Annotated in this window: 19 protein-coding genes; 9 read left to right on the top strand and 10 right to left on the bottom strand. The window is 45.5% G+C overall.

The features are described from left to right. The first annotated feature begins 260 nt into the window (after positions 1 to 260). Positions 261 to 1010, top strand: coding sequence for a TraX family protein (locus tag QP775_RS10190; protein WP_285105632.1), 750 nt, complete (start codon positions 261 to 263; stop codon positions 1008 to 1010). A gap of 106 nt (positions 1011 to 1116) precedes the next feature. Here QP775_RS10190 and QP775_RS10185 read toward each other — a convergent pair whose 3' ends face one another. Beyond that, complete coding sequence (locus QP775_RS10185; RefSeq protein WP_285105630.1) at positions 1117 to 2142, bottom strand: glycosyltransferase; 1026 nt, start codon at positions 2140 to 2142, stop codon at positions 1117 to 1119. Beyond that, a complete protein-coding gene (gene ytxJ, locus QP775_RS10180) occupies positions 2139 to 2525 on the bottom strand; it encodes a bacillithiol system redox-active protein YtxJ (protein ID WP_239333087.1) in 387 nt (128 codons plus the stop codon). The genes QP775_RS10185 and ytxJ overlap by 4 nt, the downstream gene beginning before the upstream one ends. 173 nt (positions 2526 to 2698) lie before the next feature. Here ytxJ and QP775_RS10175 point away from each other — a divergent pair, with 173 nt between their 5' ends. Next, positions 2699 to 3049 (top strand): DUF1360 domain-containing protein, encoded by a 351-nt coding sequence (locus QP775_RS10175; RefSeq protein WP_239333085.1) that lies wholly within the window; start codon positions 2699 to 2701, stop codon positions 3047 to 3049. A 113-nt stretch (positions 3050 to 3162) separates the two neighbouring features. Here QP775_RS10175 and QP775_RS10170 read toward each other — a convergent pair whose 3' ends face one another. Then, the gene (locus QP775_RS10170; protein WP_285105626.1) at positions 3163 to 4155 is read right to left on the bottom strand and encodes a CgeB family protein; all 993 of its coding nucleotides are present in this window, start codon (positions 4153 to 4155) and stop codon (positions 3163 to 3165) included. A 100-nt stretch (positions 4156 to 4255) separates the two neighbouring features. Continuing rightward, positions 4256 to 4912 carry a BMQ_0737 family morphogenetic spore coat protein gene (locus QP775_RS10165; RefSeq protein ID WP_239333081.1) on the bottom strand — a complete coding sequence of 219 codons (657 nt, stop codon included), beginning with the start codon at positions 4910 to 4912 and terminating at the stop codon, positions 4256 to 4258. Between the two features lie 103 nt (positions 4913 to 5015). Here QP775_RS10165 and QP775_RS10160 point away from each other — a divergent pair, with 103 nt between their 5' ends. From QP775_RS10160 to QP775_RS10150, 3 genes are read left to right on the top strand one after another with little or no spacing between them, the layout of a single operon-like run. Continuing rightward, on the top strand, positions 5016 to 6296 hold the full coding sequence (locus QP775_RS10160) for a hypothetical protein (protein ID WP_285105623.1): 1281 nt from the start codon (positions 5016 to 5018) through the stop codon (positions 6294 to 6296). Between the two features lie 30 nt (positions 6297 to 6326). After that, entirely contained in the window at positions 6327 to 7682 is a 1356-nt protein-coding gene (locus QP775_RS10155) for a hypothetical protein (RefSeq protein ID WP_285105621.1), read from the top strand. An 11-nt stretch (positions 7683 to 7693) separates the two neighbouring features. After that, positions 7694 to 8101, top strand: a complete 408-nt coding sequence (locus tag QP775_RS10150) for a M67 family metallopeptidase (RefSeq protein ID WP_285105619.1) — start codon at positions 7694 to 7696, stop codon at positions 8099 to 8101. Positions 8102 to 8163: 62 nt separating this feature from the next. On the opposite strand, the gene QP775_RS10145 is transcribed toward QP775_RS10150, so the two are convergent. Further along, positions 8164 to 8802, bottom strand: a complete 639-nt coding sequence (locus tag QP775_RS10145) for a hypothetical protein (RefSeq protein ID WP_285105617.1) — start codon at positions 8800 to 8802, stop codon at positions 8164 to 8166. Positions 8803 to 9296: 494 nt separating this feature from the next. Between QP775_RS10145 and QP775_RS10140 the strand changes: the two genes are divergently transcribed. Next, on the top strand, positions 9297 to 9461 hold the full coding sequence (locus tag QP775_RS10140) for a hypothetical protein (protein WP_285105615.1): 165 nt from the start codon (positions 9297 to 9299) through the stop codon (positions 9459 to 9461). A 421-nt stretch (positions 9462 to 9882) separates the two neighbouring features. Here QP775_RS10140 and QP775_RS10135 read toward each other — a convergent pair whose 3' ends face one another. The 4 genes from QP775_RS10135 to QP775_RS10120 all read right to left on the bottom strand — a co-directional run bounded on the left by QP775_RS10135 (position 9883) and on the right by QP775_RS10120 (position 13274). Then, the gene (locus QP775_RS10135) at positions 9883 to 10533 is read right to left on the bottom strand and encodes a class I SAM-dependent methyltransferase (RefSeq protein ID WP_275444807.1); all 651 of its coding nucleotides are present in this window, start codon (positions 10531 to 10533) and stop codon (positions 9883 to 9885) included. A gap of 105 nt (positions 10534 to 10638) precedes the next feature. Beyond that, entirely contained in the window at positions 10639 to 11208 is a 570-nt protein-coding gene (locus QP775_RS10130) for a class I SAM-dependent methyltransferase (RefSeq protein ID WP_239333067.1), read from the bottom strand. Positions 11209 to 11321: 113 nt separating this feature from the next. Further along, positions 11322 to 11804: a D-Tyr-tRNAtyr deacylase gene (locus QP775_RS10125; RefSeq protein ID WP_285105612.1), complete on the bottom strand. Its 483-nt coding sequence runs from the start codon at positions 11802 to 11804 to the stop codon at positions 11322 to 11324. Between the two features lie 9 nt (positions 11805 to 11813). Then, positions 11814 to 13274, bottom strand: coding sequence for a hypothetical protein (locus tag QP775_RS10120; RefSeq protein WP_285105610.1), 1461 nt, complete (start codon positions 13272 to 13274; stop codon positions 11814 to 11816). Between the two features lie 183 nt (positions 13275 to 13457). Between QP775_RS10120 and QP775_RS10115 the strand changes: the two genes are divergently transcribed. From QP775_RS10115 to QP775_RS10105, 3 genes are read left to right on the top strand one after another with little or no spacing between them, the layout of a single operon-like run. Next, the gene (locus tag QP775_RS10115; protein ID WP_285105608.1) at positions 13458 to 15830 is read left to right on the top strand and encodes a DUF4214 domain-containing protein; all 2373 of its coding nucleotides are present in this window, start codon (positions 13458 to 13460) and stop codon (positions 15828 to 15830) included. A 15-nt stretch (positions 15831 to 15845) separates the two neighbouring features. After that, positions 15846 to 16499 carry a glycosyltransferase family 2 protein gene (locus QP775_RS10110; RefSeq protein ID WP_285105606.1) on the top strand — a complete coding sequence of 218 codons (654 nt, stop codon included), beginning with the start codon at positions 15846 to 15848 and terminating at the stop codon, positions 16497 to 16499. A gap of 16 nt (positions 16500 to 16515) precedes the next feature. After that, complete coding sequence (locus QP775_RS10105; RefSeq protein ID WP_285105604.1) at positions 16516 to 17151, top strand: DUF1796 family putative cysteine peptidase; 636 nt, start codon at positions 16516 to 16518, stop codon at positions 17149 to 17151. Between the two features lie 6 nt (positions 17152 to 17157). Here the strand turns inward: QP775_RS10105 and QP775_RS10100 are convergent, their stop codons facing one another. Beyond that, positions 17158 to 18270, bottom strand: a complete 1113-nt coding sequence (locus tag QP775_RS10100; RefSeq protein ID WP_285105602.1) for a glycosyltransferase family 4 protein — start codon at positions 18268 to 18270, stop codon at positions 17158 to 17160. Positions 18271 to 18461 lie beyond the last annotated feature (191 nt).

Below are 18461 nucleotides of genomic sequence, written 5' to 3'. Positions count from 1 at the left end.
GCCATTAGCTCAGTTGGTAGAGCACCTGACTTTTAATCAGGGTGTCGAAGGTTCGAGTCCTTCATGGCTCACCAGTTTATGACATGATAACCTTTAAGCTTATGCTTAGAGGTTTTTTTGCGTATAAACGCTTATTTTTTGACTCGAAAGGTTCATCTCTTTCATTAATGTAAGACCGTTGTCATGTCCATCAATACAGTTCAGCAGTTATGACTGATACACTAGGGGACGGATTAGGTATCGCATATGGAGGTTTTACGATGAATCATACTTATCAACGGTTTGGGATGGATGCATTTTGGCTGAAGATAGTGGCTATGCTGCTAATGGTGGTTGACCACGTCACTTCACTTCTGCCACTCGATTATGGGGAGATGGGCATTTATTTGCACTACCCGGGACGTATTGTAGCACCGATATTCTTTTTCTTCCTTGTGGAAGGATTCTTTTTTACGCGAAGCCGGGTGAAGTATTTGTCTCGAATTATGATGTGGGCAGCGATTATGGCAGCGGGCTCCTATCTATTAAGCTTGATCTATCCTGAACTAAGGATGTTGAGCAACAACATATTTTTATCGTTGGGATTAGGCGTTGTACTTCTGATTGGCTTGGACTGGATGAAGCAGGGCAGCATGCATCGGGTTATAATCGGGTTGTTATTAGCTATTGCAGCGTCTGCTGTGAGCGTGATGTATACAGAAGCCAGTATATATGGTGTCATCTGTACGCTTGTGTTTTATTTTTGTCGAGAGCGCAAATGGCTGCTTTCTGTTGTTTATATTGCTACTGTATTACTATTAACAATAGGGGTGGGGGGCGATGCGGATTTATTTAATTACGAACAGCTTATGATCAATGATCCGCAGTGGATGATGGTATTTGCGCTGCCATTTCTGCTCTTATACAATGGGAACCGTGGTAACAACAGCACGGCTGCAAAATATATGTTCTATGTATTTTATCCGCTGCACCTATGGTTATTGTATATTATCAGTTATTATTTAATCTGAATTGAGATTACCTATATCTAAGATGCACAAAGAGTGTGCAGGCTGACCTGTAAGCGAGTAAATGCTTATAAGTCAGCCTTTTTATTTGGAAAGCCATATAATTTCCTCATTTAGCAGGCAGTGCACAATTCGAGAGCACCAAGTCCATCAACTCCATCATCTCTTCAATGGCATGATTGCGATTATAACAAGATGCCGCCAATCGATAACATGCAATAGGATCAATGTCACAATCTGAAATATAGTAGCGAGTCATGCTGCATGAGGCCGCACATTGCAGGAGAGCTGCTGCTGCTGCACCCCACTGTTCCAATCCAAGATAAGCAGCGCCGCGAACATAATGAAGATCGGGGTAATCGGGGTCAAGCACGAGGGCTTGCTCCACTGTTTGCAGACACTGTTCAAACTGCTGCATTAATAAGTAGCTCTGGGCTAGACGAACTCTCGCGTGGCTCGTATAGATCGAATCCTTGGCCATAAGCCGAAGGGCTTTATTCAGCGCATCAATAGCCAAGCCATATTCGCCTTTGTAATAATGCGGCAATGCTGCCCAATATGGCAGGCTTGGATGAACAGTTTGCTGTTTCATTTGATCTACCTGTGATTGCAATTGTGCAAGCGATACGCTGCGATAGATCGTGAAGGGGCACAGTTGTGCTTGGATTCCGGCAGTATCTCCTTGAAGGGGGACTTGTGTAAGGAAGGACAGATTACGAGGGAGGTGTGGCGAATTTCGAAATAGTACGGGTACAGCTTCAGCAGTTACACTATGATCAGGTTCAGATGTAATACGTTTGCAGCGAAAGGAGTTTGCTGCCGGTTGTGAGAGGAGCTGAGGTAGGCATGTGGAGCTATACGCTTCGATGCGATCACCTTCGTCCAGCAGCAGAATCCAATCACACGAAGCTTCCTTAATCGCTGCCTGCAGTGCTTCGCGATAGGAGAACTGGGAAGGCATGCGCAGCAAGGTTGCATTATAAGCATTAGCAATTGAAAAAGTCAGATGTCGCGTAGATGTATCTACGAGGATAAGTTCGTCAATATAGCGGGCAGCGGACATGATCGTATCGGATAAGCCATCTCCGCCATCTTTAATAATGATACATAACGTTAATGTAAAGGGTTTCGTCATGGCGTATCACCAGCGTCGTTAACGGATTGTAAATGATGAAGGGCGACATTACGTAGATTTGCTACATTAATTTGTTGATGAGTAGCATTCCATCGAACCGTACGATTGGCGATCAACAATATTTGAGGAGACAAATGTGGAATTTTTAACTCTGCTGTTACATAGTCCGAAAGTGGTTTTTCTTCGATCACACGGATGACAAAGATTTGAAATCGTGCTGCTACATTTCCGTATTTGTTTATGAATTGATTGAGACTGGCGTGTGCGACTCGGCTTGATCCACATTGACTGCTATGTTTATACAAAAATAAAGGTGATACATCAGTTTCTGCAATAATCTGCTCCAAATGTTCCTTGCTCTGAACAATCATGATCCCCGCCATATCTGGAACCTCCCATATATTCAGCATTTCATGCTACTAGCTGCCGTTATAGGCACAGTTAGTATATGTATGTTTGCTAAGGCGTGAAACAGGGGTGTTCCGGTTCTAGTCGTTGCGAAACAGTCATACACTATTGCCAACATCCAGTACATCTTAAGAGGGAGGTTTCCGCTATGTGGAGCCTTAATGTGATGACGTTTATCATACTGTTTTTGGCTAGTTACCGCTTAACAAGATTAATCGTATTTGATGAGATTACTTCCTTTATTCGAAAACCCTTTCTTGAAGAAAAAATCATTAAAGATGAGAAGGGGGCTTTAATGGCGGTTATTGAGGGCAAAGGGAGTAAATTTCACACCTTTATGCGTAAATTGTTGACGTGCTATTGGTGCACGGGTATTTGGGCGGCAGCGGTTATAGTGAGCATTTATTTGTTCTTGCCTAACCTTGTTGCGGTTCCGATTCTGCTTATTCTTGCCGTTGCTGGTGCTGCAGGTATTATGGAATCTTTTGTGAAGGGGTAAGCTTGTGCATACCCCTCATTCATAATGCGTTCAAGCAACCATTTCGGAGCGGAGAGGACAATCGTCAGTCTCTACCAAGTTTCTTCTAGCATATGATACATCAGGAATGAAGATTAGCAGCGCCCTGCGGGAACGATAACAGACAACATGCTCTCTATCCGATGGCGAAACGTACAGTTGTGAACCGTGCGTTCGTAAGCCCGCTGTGCCATTATTTGTCTGACCTCAGTATCATGTAAATAGCGCTGAATCAATTCTGCACCTTCTCGGGGAGACTCAAAGCACCCCACATCTACATCTGGTTCATAATAATGTGACAAATCTGACCGAAAATCAATGAGTTGAAAAGCCCGGCAGGCTGCGATATCAAACGTTCGGTTGTTAATGGAGTGAGCCGGAGCACCTGTATGATTTTTGTCTAAGTAAGTGTCTGACTCGCTGCGATGTATGTTAAGCACAATTTTAGCTCCGTTGTAGTAGCGAGGTGTCTCCGTAAAATTAATCCACTTGCTGCGAATAATAGGCGCGCATCCCTTTGACCAATCCGCACGATCCCAGAAATGACCAATTAATTGCACGCGGACTTGACGGTCCACACTTTGCAGCAATTCTTTCATGAAGGCGATACGATTGTCATAACCTGTTCCGATAAAGCACACATCTGTATTATAAGTAGGATGAACAGCATACGGACGAAATATATCGGTGTCTGTTCCAAGTGGCAAGTGATGCACGTGACGGCAGCCCCTTGCCTGATAGAAGGGAATGCAGCCTGAATCAATTGTGAACACATAATCATAAGCTGCAGCGACTTCCAAAGCATAGTCAATTGTATAGGGATCATCTACAAACCAGGCAGCAGTTGGAATCCCCATTGCTTTGATTTGGGAGACTAGCGCAACGGGAAGATGTGATTTGGGACCACAGATCGTTATGACAAGATCCGGTGAGCAGCGGCGAATATCAGGAAGCAGGTGAGCCGTCGGCTTACGGTTCAACAGAAAGTAGTCCGTATGATACCCGGCACCAAGCAATGCTTTGATGAGGGCATTGTCTAGTATATCAATAGGCCTTCGATATCCGGAGGTAATGTAGTATATTCTCATAACGGCCTCCCGCTGGCATAAGTCAGTTCATCATAGATAAAAAAAAGGGATGGTTGTTCCACCACCCCAAACGCTCTGTACAATTGGTAAATAGGAACAATCAAGGGAATGGATATGGTGCGCCAGGGAATATGTCTGGGCATTGAGGCGGGAATGTGACCACGCAAGGATTCTCTGGGATTGGAATCTCTGCACGAGGTTGGCACAGCTCAGCTTCAACCATTAGCTTGACGTTGGCTTTTACTTGAATGCTTTGGCAGATCACGATGTCGACATTAACAAATGTGTTGTCGACGATATCGAGTACTTCAATGCGCGTCGCATCCGTAACGATGTGGCAGTCGATAATGGTTCCCGGAGGCGCGCAGAGCAGTACTTTCTCGAAGCGTACGAAGTTTTTCGTATATCTGCAGTGCACGACGTTAGGAATAACTGACGTGTCAATGATCGTAACTTCGTACGTTCCGACCTTCTTCATGACAACACGTTGCAGCGTTACAGGTGTCGTTCCTACAGTGACGACGACGTTTTCTCTTGTGGAACCCGGTTTCTCGAAGCAATCGACATCAATAACTCTAACTTCAATACGGAACGAGGACGGCAATGGTAAGCACAGTGCTGGGTCGACAGTCGACTCGTCGACAATTTGGGTCACTTTCAGCACCCAGTCGAATATTTTAGGAACCTCTATGCACTCCAAAGAGGGTAAAGGCAAATATTCGGGGATCTGTTGACCTTGGACCAATTTGCTCTCCATTAATGTTTCAAGCCTCCTTTGTAAATATCAAACTCAATTACATACTATGGAGAGCATGCAAAAAGGTGACGGAACCCCAAGACTTTATTTTTGGAGGGATTCCATGGGGCAACAAGCATTTGTTCAAGTACAGTCTGAGTACCGTTGGTATGACATGAGTCCGGCTGGAATTATCAAGCATGCTGTGCATCAGATACAGGCTGCGCCTTCATTTATCGAGTGGGAAACGCAAAGGGAAGTCAGGGAAGCCAGTATGCTGCCATTGGCCGAAGAGCTTCATATGCTGCTGCTGACCGTGAATGGAGTATATTATGTACGGCGAAATGCAAAGCGAGGGCAGGAAGTCAGGATTGACTTCCATGCGGATACGTTCGCACCGTACTTATTTATACATAATGAGACGATGTATTTCGGATACGTGGTTTACAATCAAGGGTCAGCTTCTTTTATGCTGCGATCATACCGCAAAGGAGTATGGCGTGATCAACGATACACGTTTCCATGTGAAGTTATTGGCGGCGACGGGGTACTTTTCAGGCAAGCTGTTTATACAATTGGACGCGGCCAGCAGCTGCATGGTTTGTTTCATCTATATCAGCCAAGTACGGAAACGGATGTTCTGATTGGGATGCAGATGAATCTCTGTGACCAACAAACAGACTGGCAGGCGCTGTTCGAAGCTAGAGCACAGCATGAGCTCGGGACGCTTGCTATTCATTCAGATGCTGCTGGTTACACACATGCCGCATGGAGTATTCGCCACCAGCATGCTTTACATTATTACTATAAAAATATGTCGATCATTGGTGGAACTCCATCAGTATATATCGGCTACGATGGCGAATTGCCAAGACCTTGCTTCATACACGCACAGGACGCGTTGCTGTTAGCGTATGTAAATGCAGCAGGGCGAATTGTGTATGCCGTCACGACGGATAAAGGCAAACAATGGAGTTCATATCGCGAAGTGGTATACGGGTCACCTGCCGCTATACAGTTCGTGCAAACCACATGTACGACAGGTGAATATGTGTTTCCATATGAGGCTATAGGTATCAGTGCGCCTTATTTCAGACCATTAAGCTGGCAGGATGTTATTCATCCTTTTTTTACATTAAAGGGAAAGCTTCCACCTGAGCAATTACTTAATGGAATAATTCAGGAGATGGAGCACATATCCAACTATGTAATACAGCAAACGACCACTTTACAAGCAGAAATAAGCAGATTGTATGTTCAGAAAGAACAAGCAGCCTGGACGTTAAAGAAGCTGGAGGAGCAGCTCTTTCATCTGGATGAAACAGAAATGGAGCTGAATCAGCAGCTTCATCGTCATCATTGGCCTGTTCCAATGGAACCAATCTCAAACCGTCACATACGATAACGTATAGGAATGTAAAGTGCGGAGGGGATAATGGTGCATATTCGAGTGAATGGAAAAGAAATGCGTGAATTACGTGATTCACAGTTGTCAGATGTTGTTCAATTGCTGGGAGAGCATATGTTTGCGTTTAAGCTCGACCAAGCCCATAACATATTAGACATTACTCACCCTATACAAGGTCATCAAGTTGTGCTCGAATCAAGTCGTTCGGAATTAACAGCGCTGTTGTCTCATGTTGAAAAATTATTGCAAGAGACAGGATTTACAGTTTTGTTAGTTAATCGTGACGAAGATAGACGAACAACAGTGAAGAAATTAAGTGACAGTCATCCGATATCTTGGATTGCATTTCAATATGAGCCGCAGCAGGAGGACTGGTCTGCCAGTTTTTCATTTGAACAGATGAAATGGAGCAAACCGCTGGCGCAGTTGATAATGGACAATTTAGCAGACACACATGAAATATCTGTCCGTGGCGTTCAATTAAATTGGAAAAATATGATGAGCTCGATATTAGCCATGTCCAATAAGCCTATGCCTACAGTTATGGTGAACTGCGGGAACATGGAGTCATTGTCTGTGTTTCAAGTCGGACAGCTCGCTCAAAGTATCGTCAAGGCGATTACTGCACTTTATACGGAGAAGCCAATTATGGAGATCACTCGTGCTATTCGTGCGATGGCTTACGTACCTGAAGTACTGTTAGAGAGCGTCCTACACGAAACTACCCCAGCAGTTGAAGCTGCGGAGGATGGGGATAAGAACATCGTAGCAGTGGATAACAAGGTGATGTCTGATATGACAATGAAGGATGACGAGGATTATATAGTTGGAAAGGCAGTTGAGGAAGAATTTCAGTCTTCTACTCCTGTGCCGGTGATAATCGCCGCGGCAAGCAGCGACAAGACACAGACAGAGCAGCAGAACGCGGCGGATATAGAGGAACGGGTTAGCGATGATCATGGAGAAGATAAAACGACTGAGGCCGCTAAAAAGTCCAATACACCCGTCAGCTCGGATGCAAAGACAGAAATAAACGAAGCTATCTTTATCCCTGGCCTACCAAGAGCAGCAGCAAACTATCCAAAAGCTCCTATGACTACAGGAAGAGTCGAGTCGATACAAAAGGAGGATGTGGTCATGTTAACTGAGGAAAAACAGACTCAATCTGTAACAGTAACCAGACAGAGAGCCCAGTCCAACTCAATTTTCTCCATGTTAAAGGCGCACAGTGATGCAGTAGGCTCTACTCCGACAATGGGGGAGCCTGAGGCGAAGTTTATGAGTTATGTGAACCAAATGACACTAGCACAGAAAAAAGAGCAGCGCGTGGTCAACCAGAACCGATTTAATATACTTACTAGCAAGCAAAATGAAGATAAGTAGGGGATTGCCACTTGATCAGGATAACGTTAGATTTGTATCGCGAACTAACAGGATATTGTAAAGCTCAGCTTCCAAATGAAGCTTGCGGTCTGTTGTCCGCAACAGGAGATATTCTGGAAACCTGCTGGCCAGTAACCAATCGGGACTACAGTCCGATTTCATTTACGATGGATGAAGCAGAATTAGAAATCGTTCTGGACGAGATCGAGCGATCGGGTCAACGGCTGGCAGGCATGTTTCACTCCCACCCAACAGCGGCTGCACGACCATCAGCTTTCGATCAGGAGCACATTGTATTCGCATGTTCTTATATTATTGTATCGGTGGTGGGCGGACGTCCGCGCATGCGCAGTTACTTGCCTGTTGATGGCCTACTGGTGCCTGAGCGCATTGCGATAGTGGCGCATCAATCGGTTTAAGTAACTATGTAAAAGGTATCCCCCTAGAGAACAGGGAGGATACCTTTTTTGTTGTTGTGAGATTATAACAAGGAGGATTGATAGATATCGGCAGCAAATGAAAGACCAGCGGTGTTAACAGCACCAGTTGTGAAGTAGTTGGTTACTTGGAATGTGAATATGAATCTTACACTAAGCGCGACGCTTATTAACCCTAACGAAGCTGGGATGGAATAGAAGCGTACCTTTTGCCAGTTGTACGGTGGAGCAATATCCGTTGTTAGGCCAGTATTCGGGTCAAGCGAACCCGCAGTCAAGTTAACGCCAAGCCCTGGCACTGGGAACAAACTTATGCCAAGAGGACTAAAGGCTTGGATGTTAGCGATTACTGCGTTGTCGGAAAATACAGTTAAAGCGATCAAAAAGTCATTTATGATTCCGACTGTTAAAGGGATTGTTAGTGATGCTGCGGCAAAGCCGTGCGTTTCACCAGGGATAAACGCAGCTTGTGACCATACAGCTTGAGGGTCTGGTGCTGCTGCGAATACAGTGTTATCGTTATCGAATTTTCTTAGTTCTGGCCAAATGCCAGGTGCATTGCCAACGTTAACGACGTTTGGAGCAGCGCCTGATAGAGCAAGGGCAAAAGCAGCTGCACCATCAGCTGCAGATACTACATTTGTTGTAAGGCTTGTCAGTCGTTGAATAGGAACTAACGGCATACATATGACCTCCTCGACTTCATGTGAAGGAAGGATAGCGCTCCTTCTACTCACTAATATATGGTGGACATGGCTGTTGTGATTGGATGAATTAATAGATTCATTCACACAAACTAGAAACGTTCCAATAGCATACTATATATTAGATTCGCAACAAGGAGGAAGCCACATGTCGATTCCAATCACGCAGAATCAGAAATGCTTCCGATTCTGTGATTTACCTAAAGGCGAGCGGTTAATTCAGTTTATTTTTCGGAATGAGACTAACCAGCCGTTATGTGATCTGTTTATTAAACTGGTAGAACCTAAGTTAATATCGACTTGTTCGATTGAAACCAAAGATGCTTTGATACAGGGGCATGACAGCCGCACGAAACATTGTGATTGCCCAAAGTGCAAGTCGAAGAAACAAGGGCACAAGAAGTGTGATTGTGACAAATGTCGATCAGTGAAGTATGGGTATCACAAATGTGAGGAGATCAAAGAGGATAAACATGATCATCATCCAATTTGCGATCGATGTCATAGAGAAAAGTGTGCTTGTGGAAAATGTAAATGCAACCGCGAGAAATGCAAATGTGGTCACCATCATCACAAATGCGAGCGAGCCAAGAAAAAACATTGTCACAAACCGCATGGTCCACGTATTGAAAAAGTAAAAGTACAGACAACGTTTTGCGCAGAATTAGTGGAATGGTGCAAACCGAGAAGAAAGGTATGTATTGATTTCCAAGATATCTTTTATGGAAAATGTATACCTCAGCACGCCCCCAACAATTTGTTTATTGTGATCATCTCCTTTGACAAGCCGCTTTGTGGCGGAGAGGAACTGCTCTTCGAGACAGGCAGCGGCTACGCTCCAGTCGTTATTAACGCCCCTTACTGTTGTTAAAACATACAAAGTGCCCCAGACACGCGTTGTACTTGTAGTGTGAGTTATTTGCGAGGAAGGTTGTAGACCACAGAAACAAGTAAGGCAATAAAAAGAATGAAGCGGGTCATTGGGCCCGCTTCATTGGAATATCATTTTGTATTGATGCGCGGCCCCACATACGAAAGATGGCCGTGTTAAAGCTACATTTATAACCCTGATGCTGTTACGATCTGCTGGACCCTATCGTTATGTTCACGATCTTGTACCGTCTCGTTCGGGATGATAATACTTAATCCATGTTGACTGTGAGCACGGTGAAGTCGCAGTGTCAGCTTTGTCTCGGCTAAAAAGTCTTCAACAGCCGTTAACACACCGTTTCTTGGCCCGTACTCATACGCGGCATTCCAGACGGATTCGTTATGGCCACCGTTAACTAACTCATTAATACCTGGGAGGATGCCTTTGCATGCATGAGGGTGCCGATATTGAGCAGGGATTGACTCAGGGAAGTAATACATGTCTCTGCGAGCATAAGGCCATTCTGTATCGTGAAGAAATACGATCGGAAACCGTTGCAGCTTTTCCAGTAGTTTCAGCTCATGATACACGGTGAACCAATTATGATCACCATCAAGGAAGACGGCATCTGCAGCCTCTATTTCCGGCAATACTTGCAAGCTGTAGCCTTGCTTCATGTCAAATGAATTACCGTATACTTGTTTTACAAGGGAAACGTCGAATTGGGGAACAGGGTCTATTGCAATCAATCTGCTGCCATGCGGCTCGGCATAGGACAATAGATTTAAAGTATTTAGGCCTTGGGCACAACCAATCTCGATGATAGTAGCTGGGTTCATTAATCTAAGGATCGGGTGTACAATGCTGCTCCAGAAATATATCACGCTGTAACTACCTCCATTCTTACCGGCTCTAAAGAGATTGCATGCAAAAGTAACGTGAAATCAACGTTGATGATAGCTATTCGTACGCCATACACTCAAATAATGTTCAACAATTTTTATAATTTCTGGACGTACCTGATCGCCTTTAATACCAATGCCCACAACTGTATGCGGGAACAACTCCTCGCCTGCGTAATCGGTCATCACTACATCAAACGGCTTTAAGATGCTCGCAAAAGCTTGTGGGGTAAATCTCCAGTAGTCTGCTGGATGATCATGAATGGGAAAATTCATGACAGAGCTAATAATCGCGATACCGTTTGGCTTTAAGATACGATGTATTTCTTGCAGTGCAAGTCGCGGATCTTCGACGTGCTCCAGCGTGTCGAGTGAAAGAACTAAACCTGCTGTGGCATCCGGGAGATCAATGTGGTGGAGATCGAGGACACGATCTACACCTGGTCCTAAACGCATATCACAGCCTACATATGTTTTGTCTGGAAACAAGGGTCTTAAGTCAGCAAGGACCTCCTGCCCTTGAACCTGATACGAGCCGAATTCATATACAGGTTCCTCAAAAGGCAACAAAGCGGCACAAATCGCTACATAATCTTTAATAATTTGTCTCATCTCTTCACTCCCAGTTGCATGATGACGGATCCTATTCCTTGTTGGAAGAGGGGAACACCCATTTATTCACAGTATTCGGCCGTCTACAGGAAGTTGTGTAGTCAAATACCCATTTATGGGCCACAAGTTAAGGAGATTGGATTGATGACGCTATGTCGCTGATCATTCACTTCTACCCAACCCTGAATATGAAGGGGCTCAGAAATGTGCTCAAAATCGTATTCCACCTGCCAGTCTTTGAGCTCAGTCCATTTTCCTGGGCGCAGGGTGAGCGGCTCGATCGATTCAATACGATATTCTCCATTACGCTTGGACTGCTTGATCCAATCCGGATCAGAAAATTTCCATCCTGTCTGTTTGCCGCCCTTTGTGTACACAGCAAACGTTTGAACCAGCTCAGGTGACAATATTTTCCCGCTTAGCGTTGCCCGGATCGGTGTTATGTGGAGGACAAGCTGAGGATGCTCAACGGCTTCGCGACTCAGATTACGAATCATCAAGCCGCCAAATACCGTAACCCGGCGCAGCTCCAAATCGATGTCGACAGCATGCTTAAATACGGCTTCTATATAAATGGAGGAGCTTGTTGATGTCATAAGACCACCTCACTGATTTAGCTTTGTAATACGTTGGAGCAGATGAATGACTTTGTGGCGGACACCGCTCTTTTGAACGGAGGATAACTCATGATCTGGCTGAATCAGTTGTTTAGCATCTGAAATGCTTGCGGATATATGAGGGGACATTTGGACTGCAGTATGTCCGTGCAAAAAGACACGGTCTGAGTTTGTATCCATATCCAGCTCTATGTTAAAGGGGAAATCCAGCTCGGGTACAGGGATGCGGAGCAGCGATTCGCGTATGTCGAGTTCTTCACTTAGTGCTGCAAGACGATGCTGCTTTAGTGTGGCTTGATGTTTGCAGAATTGAATGCGTTGTTCCAACTGGTTCATCTCTTCTTGGAGTTTGTCGTGTGTTCCTAGCAGCCGTTTGACTGTAGTTAAGGAACTCTCTGCGTAAGTGACACTGGCAAGGATATCCGTATTTGTACGGTACAGATCGAGAAAAGAGTGAAGCTGCACGTCCGAAGGCAGCCATTCTCGATGTGCTGACAACCAACACGTATAGGGCATGGAGGGCATGGAACTGTCAATATGATTGGATATTACATACCATAGTGTAGGCTGGCTGGCTGGGATTGATTGCAGTACACCCCAGCTTCCGTCGCTGGTCTTGTATTTAATGCGATACAAGTGACCTTCGGCTGTCCACGTAAATTGAATATGGTCATCATACCGATGGCAGAGGGCGGCATCAACTTGACGAATTGGTGTAATTAAAGTGCTGTCTGACAAAGGGATCAACGTGTCGTCTTCGGCTAGCCGGAACTGCTGAAAGTTGAGCTTTCCTTTGAGAAATCGCAAGCACAGCAGCACGAGAAGCCCTTCCCTGTCTAATTGCGGTTCAATATGAAGGATATCCTCGACGGACCATGATGTGACCAGTGGGGCAGGATACGGCTTGTTCCAAGTAAAAGAATGTCCATTGTAATGCCATATGTCCAGCTCATAGGTCTGTCTATTGTTCATGATGCCGATGATCATCCATCGTTCAGCTGATTTCACCAGATGAATGTGATGACATCCACGATCATTTGCAATCGTTGTGGGGGAACTCCAATGGATTCCTGTTAGTTCATAGTGGATAAAGCCACGATCACGCAGCAGAAATAAATGTAATGCATTGCCAAGGCAACAAAGCTTGACGGTATGGATGGTGGTACTCTCCCAATCCGCAGCCAGTGGCAGCATGTCGGAAAGGATCTGCGTATGATCTGGGCGGACGATCGCATGAATCAGCCTGCCAGCTTGATCTATATAGACGATATGGATGCAATGTTTATCATCTTCGCATATATCATATAAGGTGGAGGCGTGGGGAATGCAGCGTTCCTTATCAGGATCTGCTGAATTGGTATGAACAGGCTCTATAAGCAATCCGCGTTCTGAATGGCGGATGCTCATCAAGAGGCGGCGATTAGCGACCAGATAGCGGACGTCTGTCAATACAGTTCCTCCTTTCAATAGAAGTTCAATGACTCCCTCTTATGTTATTCAGCGGGAGATGTGTTTAGGATGGTGTCTGTGGAATAAATGCGACAAGTGCGGACATTTGCTGATGTCAAAGGACACCTGTCATCAATACATTGTAAGAAAGTAACTATTTAATCGGCGGTTATGGAGGGATTGATGTTGAAACTCGTCCAAATGTTACACCAGTTGTTTCAATTGGAAAGGGAGGAATTCGTTGCGGAACTGTATCGGCAGGTACTGGGTAGAGAAGCAGAAATCGCTGCTAGACTTCAGTATGCCGCCATGCTCAGCGCAGGGACGTCGAAGATGGCTATCGTCGTCAGCTTGTTTCGGAGCCGCGAAGCGAGGCAGCTCTATACGAAGCAGCCGGTTCATTCTTTGAATAGAGAACGGACATCGATTTATCACAGCATTTGGGCGCTGCTGGACTTGGATGACAGCTCTTTTATTCGTCAAATGTATAGTGAACTGCTAGATCGCGAGGCAGAAGAAGATGAGATTCTCCATTATGTACAACAACTGCACAAGCATGCTTATAAATACTTAGTTCTTGTCAACGTGATGTCTTCCGCAGAAAGCAGACATATTCTGGAGGAACGGGACCGCTATTTAAGAGAAAAGCTGATTTTTGGCAAATATGAAATCGAGGATCTTAACCTTGGCGATAAGCCAAGGCACCCCGCATCCCCTTCGCTGAATCGTAAAATATCGATTGTAATCCTAACCTGGAATGGTCTTGCATACACACAGCGTTGTCTGGATTCACTTGCTTACCTGGCGGATCACGCCTTGGTGGACGTGGTCGTGTTTGATAACGGCAGCACGGACGGTACTATCGCCTATTTGAAGCAGATTCCTTGGATACATTGGTACGCCAATTCGACTAACGTTGGGTTCCCTGCTGGCAATAACATGGCGGTATCGATGTGCGATCCGGCAAGTGATATTGTGCTGCTTAATAATGATATCGTCATTCAGCAGCAGGATTGGCTGGAGAAGCTGCAAGAAACAGCCTATACAGATGACGCCATAGGTATAGTCGGCTGCAGATTGTGCGGTGAAGCGGGAGATCTTCAGCATGCGGGTACCTTTATATATGCGGAAACATGCTGGGGACAGCAGATAGCGGGTTTAGAAAAGGATATCGGTCAATATGAGCGGGTCAGAGACGTTCAGGGCATCGTATTTGCTTCCGCCTACTTAAAACGCGACATGATTAGAAAGATTGGCCTATTGGACACTGACTATTTTGCATACTTTGAGGATACGGATTATTGCTTGAGAGCATGGTCTTATCAATATAGGGTCGTGTACGATGGGCGAGTTACGCTTACCCATTCGCAAAATACATCCACCAAGGTCAATAAGGTTGACTTTTCACAGCTATTTGAGGGGTCGCGGATGATGTTTCGTGAAAAGTGGAGTTCCTTTCTGGATGCACAGTATAGTCATGCCCTGAATTGGCACTCCATTGCCAATGTGGCTTCCGGCTATGCTAATTCTTCACGTAATCTGATGATTGCGTTGGATGAACAGCATGTGAAGATGCATTATCGGTACGTTTATGGTCCAGGAACTCCTAATCAGGCAATGGAGCCCGTCAGTGGCAGTGATTATCGTATTAACTTGTTTGGCATGCGGCATAGAGACGCAAATGCGCCAGAAGTAGTCTACGGCCAAGGGGATGTCTTCTTTAAAAATACGGGACGATATAAAATCGGTTATACGATGCTGGAAGTTGACGGACTGCCTCAAGATTGGGTGGAACAGTGTAATCGTATGAACGAAGTCTGGGTCCCTTCGACGTTTAACCTCATGACATTTCGCGAGAGTGGTGTGCATGTTCCCATCCATGTAATGCCACTTGGCGTTAATCCCGACTATTTTAATCCCCATATCCATGCTTCGCGATTCTCCGACCGCTATACGTTCTTGTCTGTGTTTGAATGGGGGGAACGAAAGGCTCCGCTGGAACTGCTGCAAGCCTATGTAAATGAATTCAGGTATGATGAAGTATTGCTCGTGTGCAAGGTTATTAATTCCGATACAGCCATTAATGTGCATGCTGAGCTGCGGAAGCTGGATCTGTCTCATTGCGTATGCAAGATTATGTTCATCTACAACCAGGAGCTCCCCGATTATCAGCTTGGTTCCTTATACCGTTCAGCGGATTGTTTTGTACTTCCGACAAGAGGCGAGGGCTGGGGGATGCCGATTCTGGAAGCGATGGCTTGCGGAATTCCTACCATAGCCACCAATTGGAGTGCCCAGTCAGACTTTCTTAACGAGGATACAGGATATCCCATTCGGGTAAAGCGATTAGTCCCAGCAGTGGCCAAATGCCCGTACTACTTAAATTTCAGGTGGGCTGAGCCTGATTTTGAACATATGGCTTCGCTAATGAGGTACGTGTACACGAATCGTCAAAGTGTCCGCCAGCGCAGCGAAGAATCGGCAGCGCACATTTTATCCACTTACTCATGGGAACAATCTGCCCGCAAAATGATTTCAAGACTAAATCAAATATAAAGGGGGTTATTTAAAATGCAGTATACAGTGGGCATTCCGTATGTAAACCGTATAGACCTACTGCAGCGCGCCATACAAAGCATTCCTTTATATTGGGGGAACACCGTTGTGCTGGATAATTCACCTGAGCGGGCACTACAGCACCACTCCTGGCTCTCTGACCTGGTAACCGTATATACACCGCCTGTTCCGCTTACATTTACGCAATCGATGAATTGGTTTCAGCGATTGGCTGCGGAAAAAGGGGCGGATGCAGTCTTCTATATGCACAATGACGCAGAAGCTTATCCAGGTACCCCTGAAACATTTTTGCAAGCACTTGATGAACTGGAAGCAAGCGGAAAGAAGTGGGGGCTTGCCTTAACTAATTTCGATGCATTAGCTGCCTATAATATGAAAGCAGTGCGTGCCGTAGGCAGCTGGGATACAGTGTTCAGCAGTTATTTTGCAGACATTGATTACCACCGGCGACTTCGGTTGGCAGGATATGAGGAAGTATTTACTGGACTGCCCGTAGAGCACCACGGCAGCTCGACCCGCAAGTCCGATTCAAAAGTTAACTTTATCGTGGATACAACGTGGCCGCTATATGAACGATATTACGAATTGAAGTGGGGCGGTAAAATGGCACAGGAGACGTATCTTACGCCATTTAACCAGCACTTATAGAGAGGGGGGGTGAACCATGGATCTGGCTCAGCTTAAGGGACAATATGATGCGGTTTACAGCTTGGGATCGAACTGTTATCCGGCACAGCGGCTCGAACGTTATGGCTTACGGCCATATAGTGGGGTTATCGATTGGATGTATTCCAATTCGATTCCGGGATTAACCAAGCTGCTGCGAAGCGGGTTTGCCAACTTTATGCACCCTGACAATATGGTTGTAGACGGCACAGAGTTTAACAACTATAACTATTCGGTAAAAGACTGCTTTTATGAAGTGCAATCGGTACATGACTTTCTAGTTAGCGAACAGTTGGAAGGAATCACGCACAAATATCCCGAGTTTCATGCAACATTACAACGCAGAATAGCCCGGTTTTTGCAGAAAACCGAGCAAAGTAGAATGATTTTGTTTTTTCGCTTGAATGCCAGCTTTGAAGAAGCTGTTCAACTGGAGGCGGCACTGGCTGCACGTGTAGCCAATCAGTTTCGATTACTGGTGGTGAATCCAGTCAGCAGAAAAGAAGTGTTTGATTGTGGCTGGCCGCTCGCCAATACATGTGGACTTGAGCTTCCAGCCGAGTGGGATGAACACAGCGACCTGCTGTGGAATGCCGTATTTGCTGGGATCACTTATCATCCACCAGCAGAGTGAGACCGTCTAGTTCAGTTTATAACCGGACAGTGTTTGAAGCGCATGAATCATATCTTGGGCAGCAGCCTTGGGCGTAAAGTGGGTGGTGGCTGCTTGTTGCGCGGCTAGGCCTTTAAGAGAAGCGGATTGGTAATCGTTCAAGACTTGCCGCATTAATACTCTTAATTGCTCGACTGAGGCTTCTGCCCATAACTGATTGCTTTTATAACCGTAATAGTAAGGTTGAGGCTTAACTGGTACCAACTGAAACGGAATTAGATAGCTGTTGTGTTCGTTCAGGAAATCCATGTGGCCGCCCCAGCCCGTAGTAATAATCGGCAAACCTCTGACTGCTGCTTCAAGCATGGGATATCCTACACCTTCTCCGCGGCTGGGGTGTACAAATACGTGACAGTTGCGGTATAAGGCATCCATCTCCATTTCACTGCGGGTATGCAGGTCTACATAGATGGGAGCAGGCTCATGGGACAAGCGCTCTGTGTGCTTCATGTTCTGAAGCACATTGTAGATATCGTGATTACCGGCTGTTTTGATCACTAAAGAGACAGGCTCAGCGGCACTAAATTCTTGCATAAATGCTTTGAGCAGCAGGTCATATCCTTTGCGTTCAATCCAAGAGCAAACGGCGAGAAAACGGAATGGTGGCAGTTGGTGCAAGTAGGAGGGCACATCTTCAGCGCGGAATGAATGAAGCGGATAATGAAGGCATGGCCGAATGTGGAACATAGGAACACGTACGCCGGACGTACGGAATACTTCCATGTTATTGGAGCTTGGTAGAAAGAGGGCATTCATCTGATTGGATGCGGATACCCATTCATCTGGAAGCCTGGACGTTTCCCAATACGTAAAGCCGATCGTTGCTTGAAGTTTGCGTTTCCACATATCCGGAATGTAGTGGTATAAATATATTTTTTTGCCGGGAGCTTTACGTTTGGCAGCTAAATGCTTCAAGATCTGCTGTTGTTCTGGGGGCAGGACGACTTCCGGCATGTTGGATGAAAATGCTTCAACTTTCACATTTACGCCGCTTTCATGCAAGGCAAGCACGTACTGCCTGGATGCTTTGGCATAGCCGGTTGAATCAAACATGTTGCCTTGCCATATAATTTGAATCATGACTCGTAATTCCTCCTTTACCCTTAATTGGGAGTGTAATGACTTCGATTGTGTACGTATAAGAAATAGAGGAGGATGTAGACGTACTTTACTGGACATGCCTATAAGCAAGAGGTCAGGTAAGAGTATACGAAATACAAAACCCGCCCCTTGCTAGTCGTGAGTCGCCTGTATGTTTTTCAGTCCTACTA

The sequence above is a fragment of the Paenibacillus sp. UMB4589-SE434 genome, from assembly GCF_030226685.1.
Lineage (GTDB): Bacteria > Bacillota > Bacilli > Paenibacillales > Paenibacillaceae > Paenibacillus_B.
The sequence above is the reverse complement of the archived record's forward strand: the minus strand, read 5'-3'. Positions and strand labels throughout refer to the sequence as shown.

What these genes read in the sequence shown, in the direction of transcription:
- QP775_RS10140 (WP_285105615.1), top strand. Translation starts at nt 9,297, where the DNA reads ATGATCATCATCCAATTTGCGATCGATGTCATAGAGAAAAGTGTGCTT.
- QP775_RS10105 (WP_285105604.1), top strand. Translation starts at nt 16,516, where the DNA reads ATGGATCTGGCTCAGCTTAAGGGACAATATGATGCGGTTTACAGCTTG.
- QP775_RS10125 (WP_285105612.1), bottom strand. Translation starts at nt 11,804, where the DNA reads ATGACATCAACAAGCTCCTCCATTTATATAGAAGCCGTATTTAAGCAT.
- QP775_RS10155 (WP_285105621.1), top strand. Translation starts at nt 6,327, where the DNA reads ATGGTGCATATTCGAGTGAATGGAAAAGAAATGCGTGAATTACGTGAT.
- QP775_RS10135 (WP_275444807.1), bottom strand. Translation starts at nt 10,533, where the DNA reads ATGAACCCAGCTACTATCATCGAGATTGGTTGTGCCCAAGGCCTAAAT.
- QP775_RS10170 (WP_285105626.1), bottom strand. Translation starts at nt 4,155, where the DNA reads ATGAGAATATACTACATTACCTCCGGATATCGAAGGCCTATTGATATA.
- QP775_RS10175 (WP_239333085.1), top strand. Translation starts at nt 2,699, where the DNA reads ATGTGGAGCCTTAATGTGATGACGTTTATCATACTGTTTTTGGCTAGT.
- QP775_RS10115 (WP_285105608.1), top strand. Translation starts at nt 13,458, where the DNA reads ATGTTGAAACTCGTCCAAATGTTACACCAGTTGTTTCAATTGGAAAGG.
- ytxJ (WP_239333087.1), bottom strand. Translation starts at nt 2,525, where the DNA reads ATGGCGGGGATCATGATTGTTCAGAGCAAGGAACATTTGGAGCAGATT.
- QP775_RS10160 (WP_285105623.1), top strand. Translation starts at nt 5,016, where the DNA reads ATGGGGCAACAAGCATTTGTTCAAGTACAGTCTGAGTACCGTTGGTAT.
- QP775_RS10130 (WP_239333067.1), bottom strand. Translation starts at nt 11,208, where the DNA reads ATGAGACAAATTATTAAAGATTATGTAGCGATTTGTGCCGCTTTGTTG.
- QP775_RS10145 (WP_285105617.1), bottom strand. Translation starts at nt 8,802, where the DNA reads ATGCCGTTAGTTCCTATTCAACGACTGACAAGCCTTACAACAAATGTA.
- QP775_RS10100 (WP_285105602.1), bottom strand. Translation starts at nt 18,270, where the DNA reads ATGATTCAAATTATATGGCAAGGCAACATGTTTGATTCAACCGGCTAT.
- QP775_RS10165 (WP_239333081.1), bottom strand. Translation starts at nt 4,912, where the DNA reads ATGGAGAGCAAATTGGTCCAAGGTCAACAGATCCCCGAATATTTGCCT.
- QP775_RS10110 (WP_285105606.1), top strand. Translation starts at nt 15,846, where the DNA reads ATGCAGTATACAGTGGGCATTCCGTATGTAAACCGTATAGACCTACTG.
- QP775_RS10185 (WP_285105630.1), bottom strand. Translation starts at nt 2,142, where the DNA reads ATGACGAAACCCTTTACATTAACGTTATGTATCATTATTAAAGATGGC.
- QP775_RS10190 (WP_285105632.1), top strand. Translation starts at nt 261, where the DNA reads ATGAATCATACTTATCAACGGTTTGGGATGGATGCATTTTGGCTGAAG.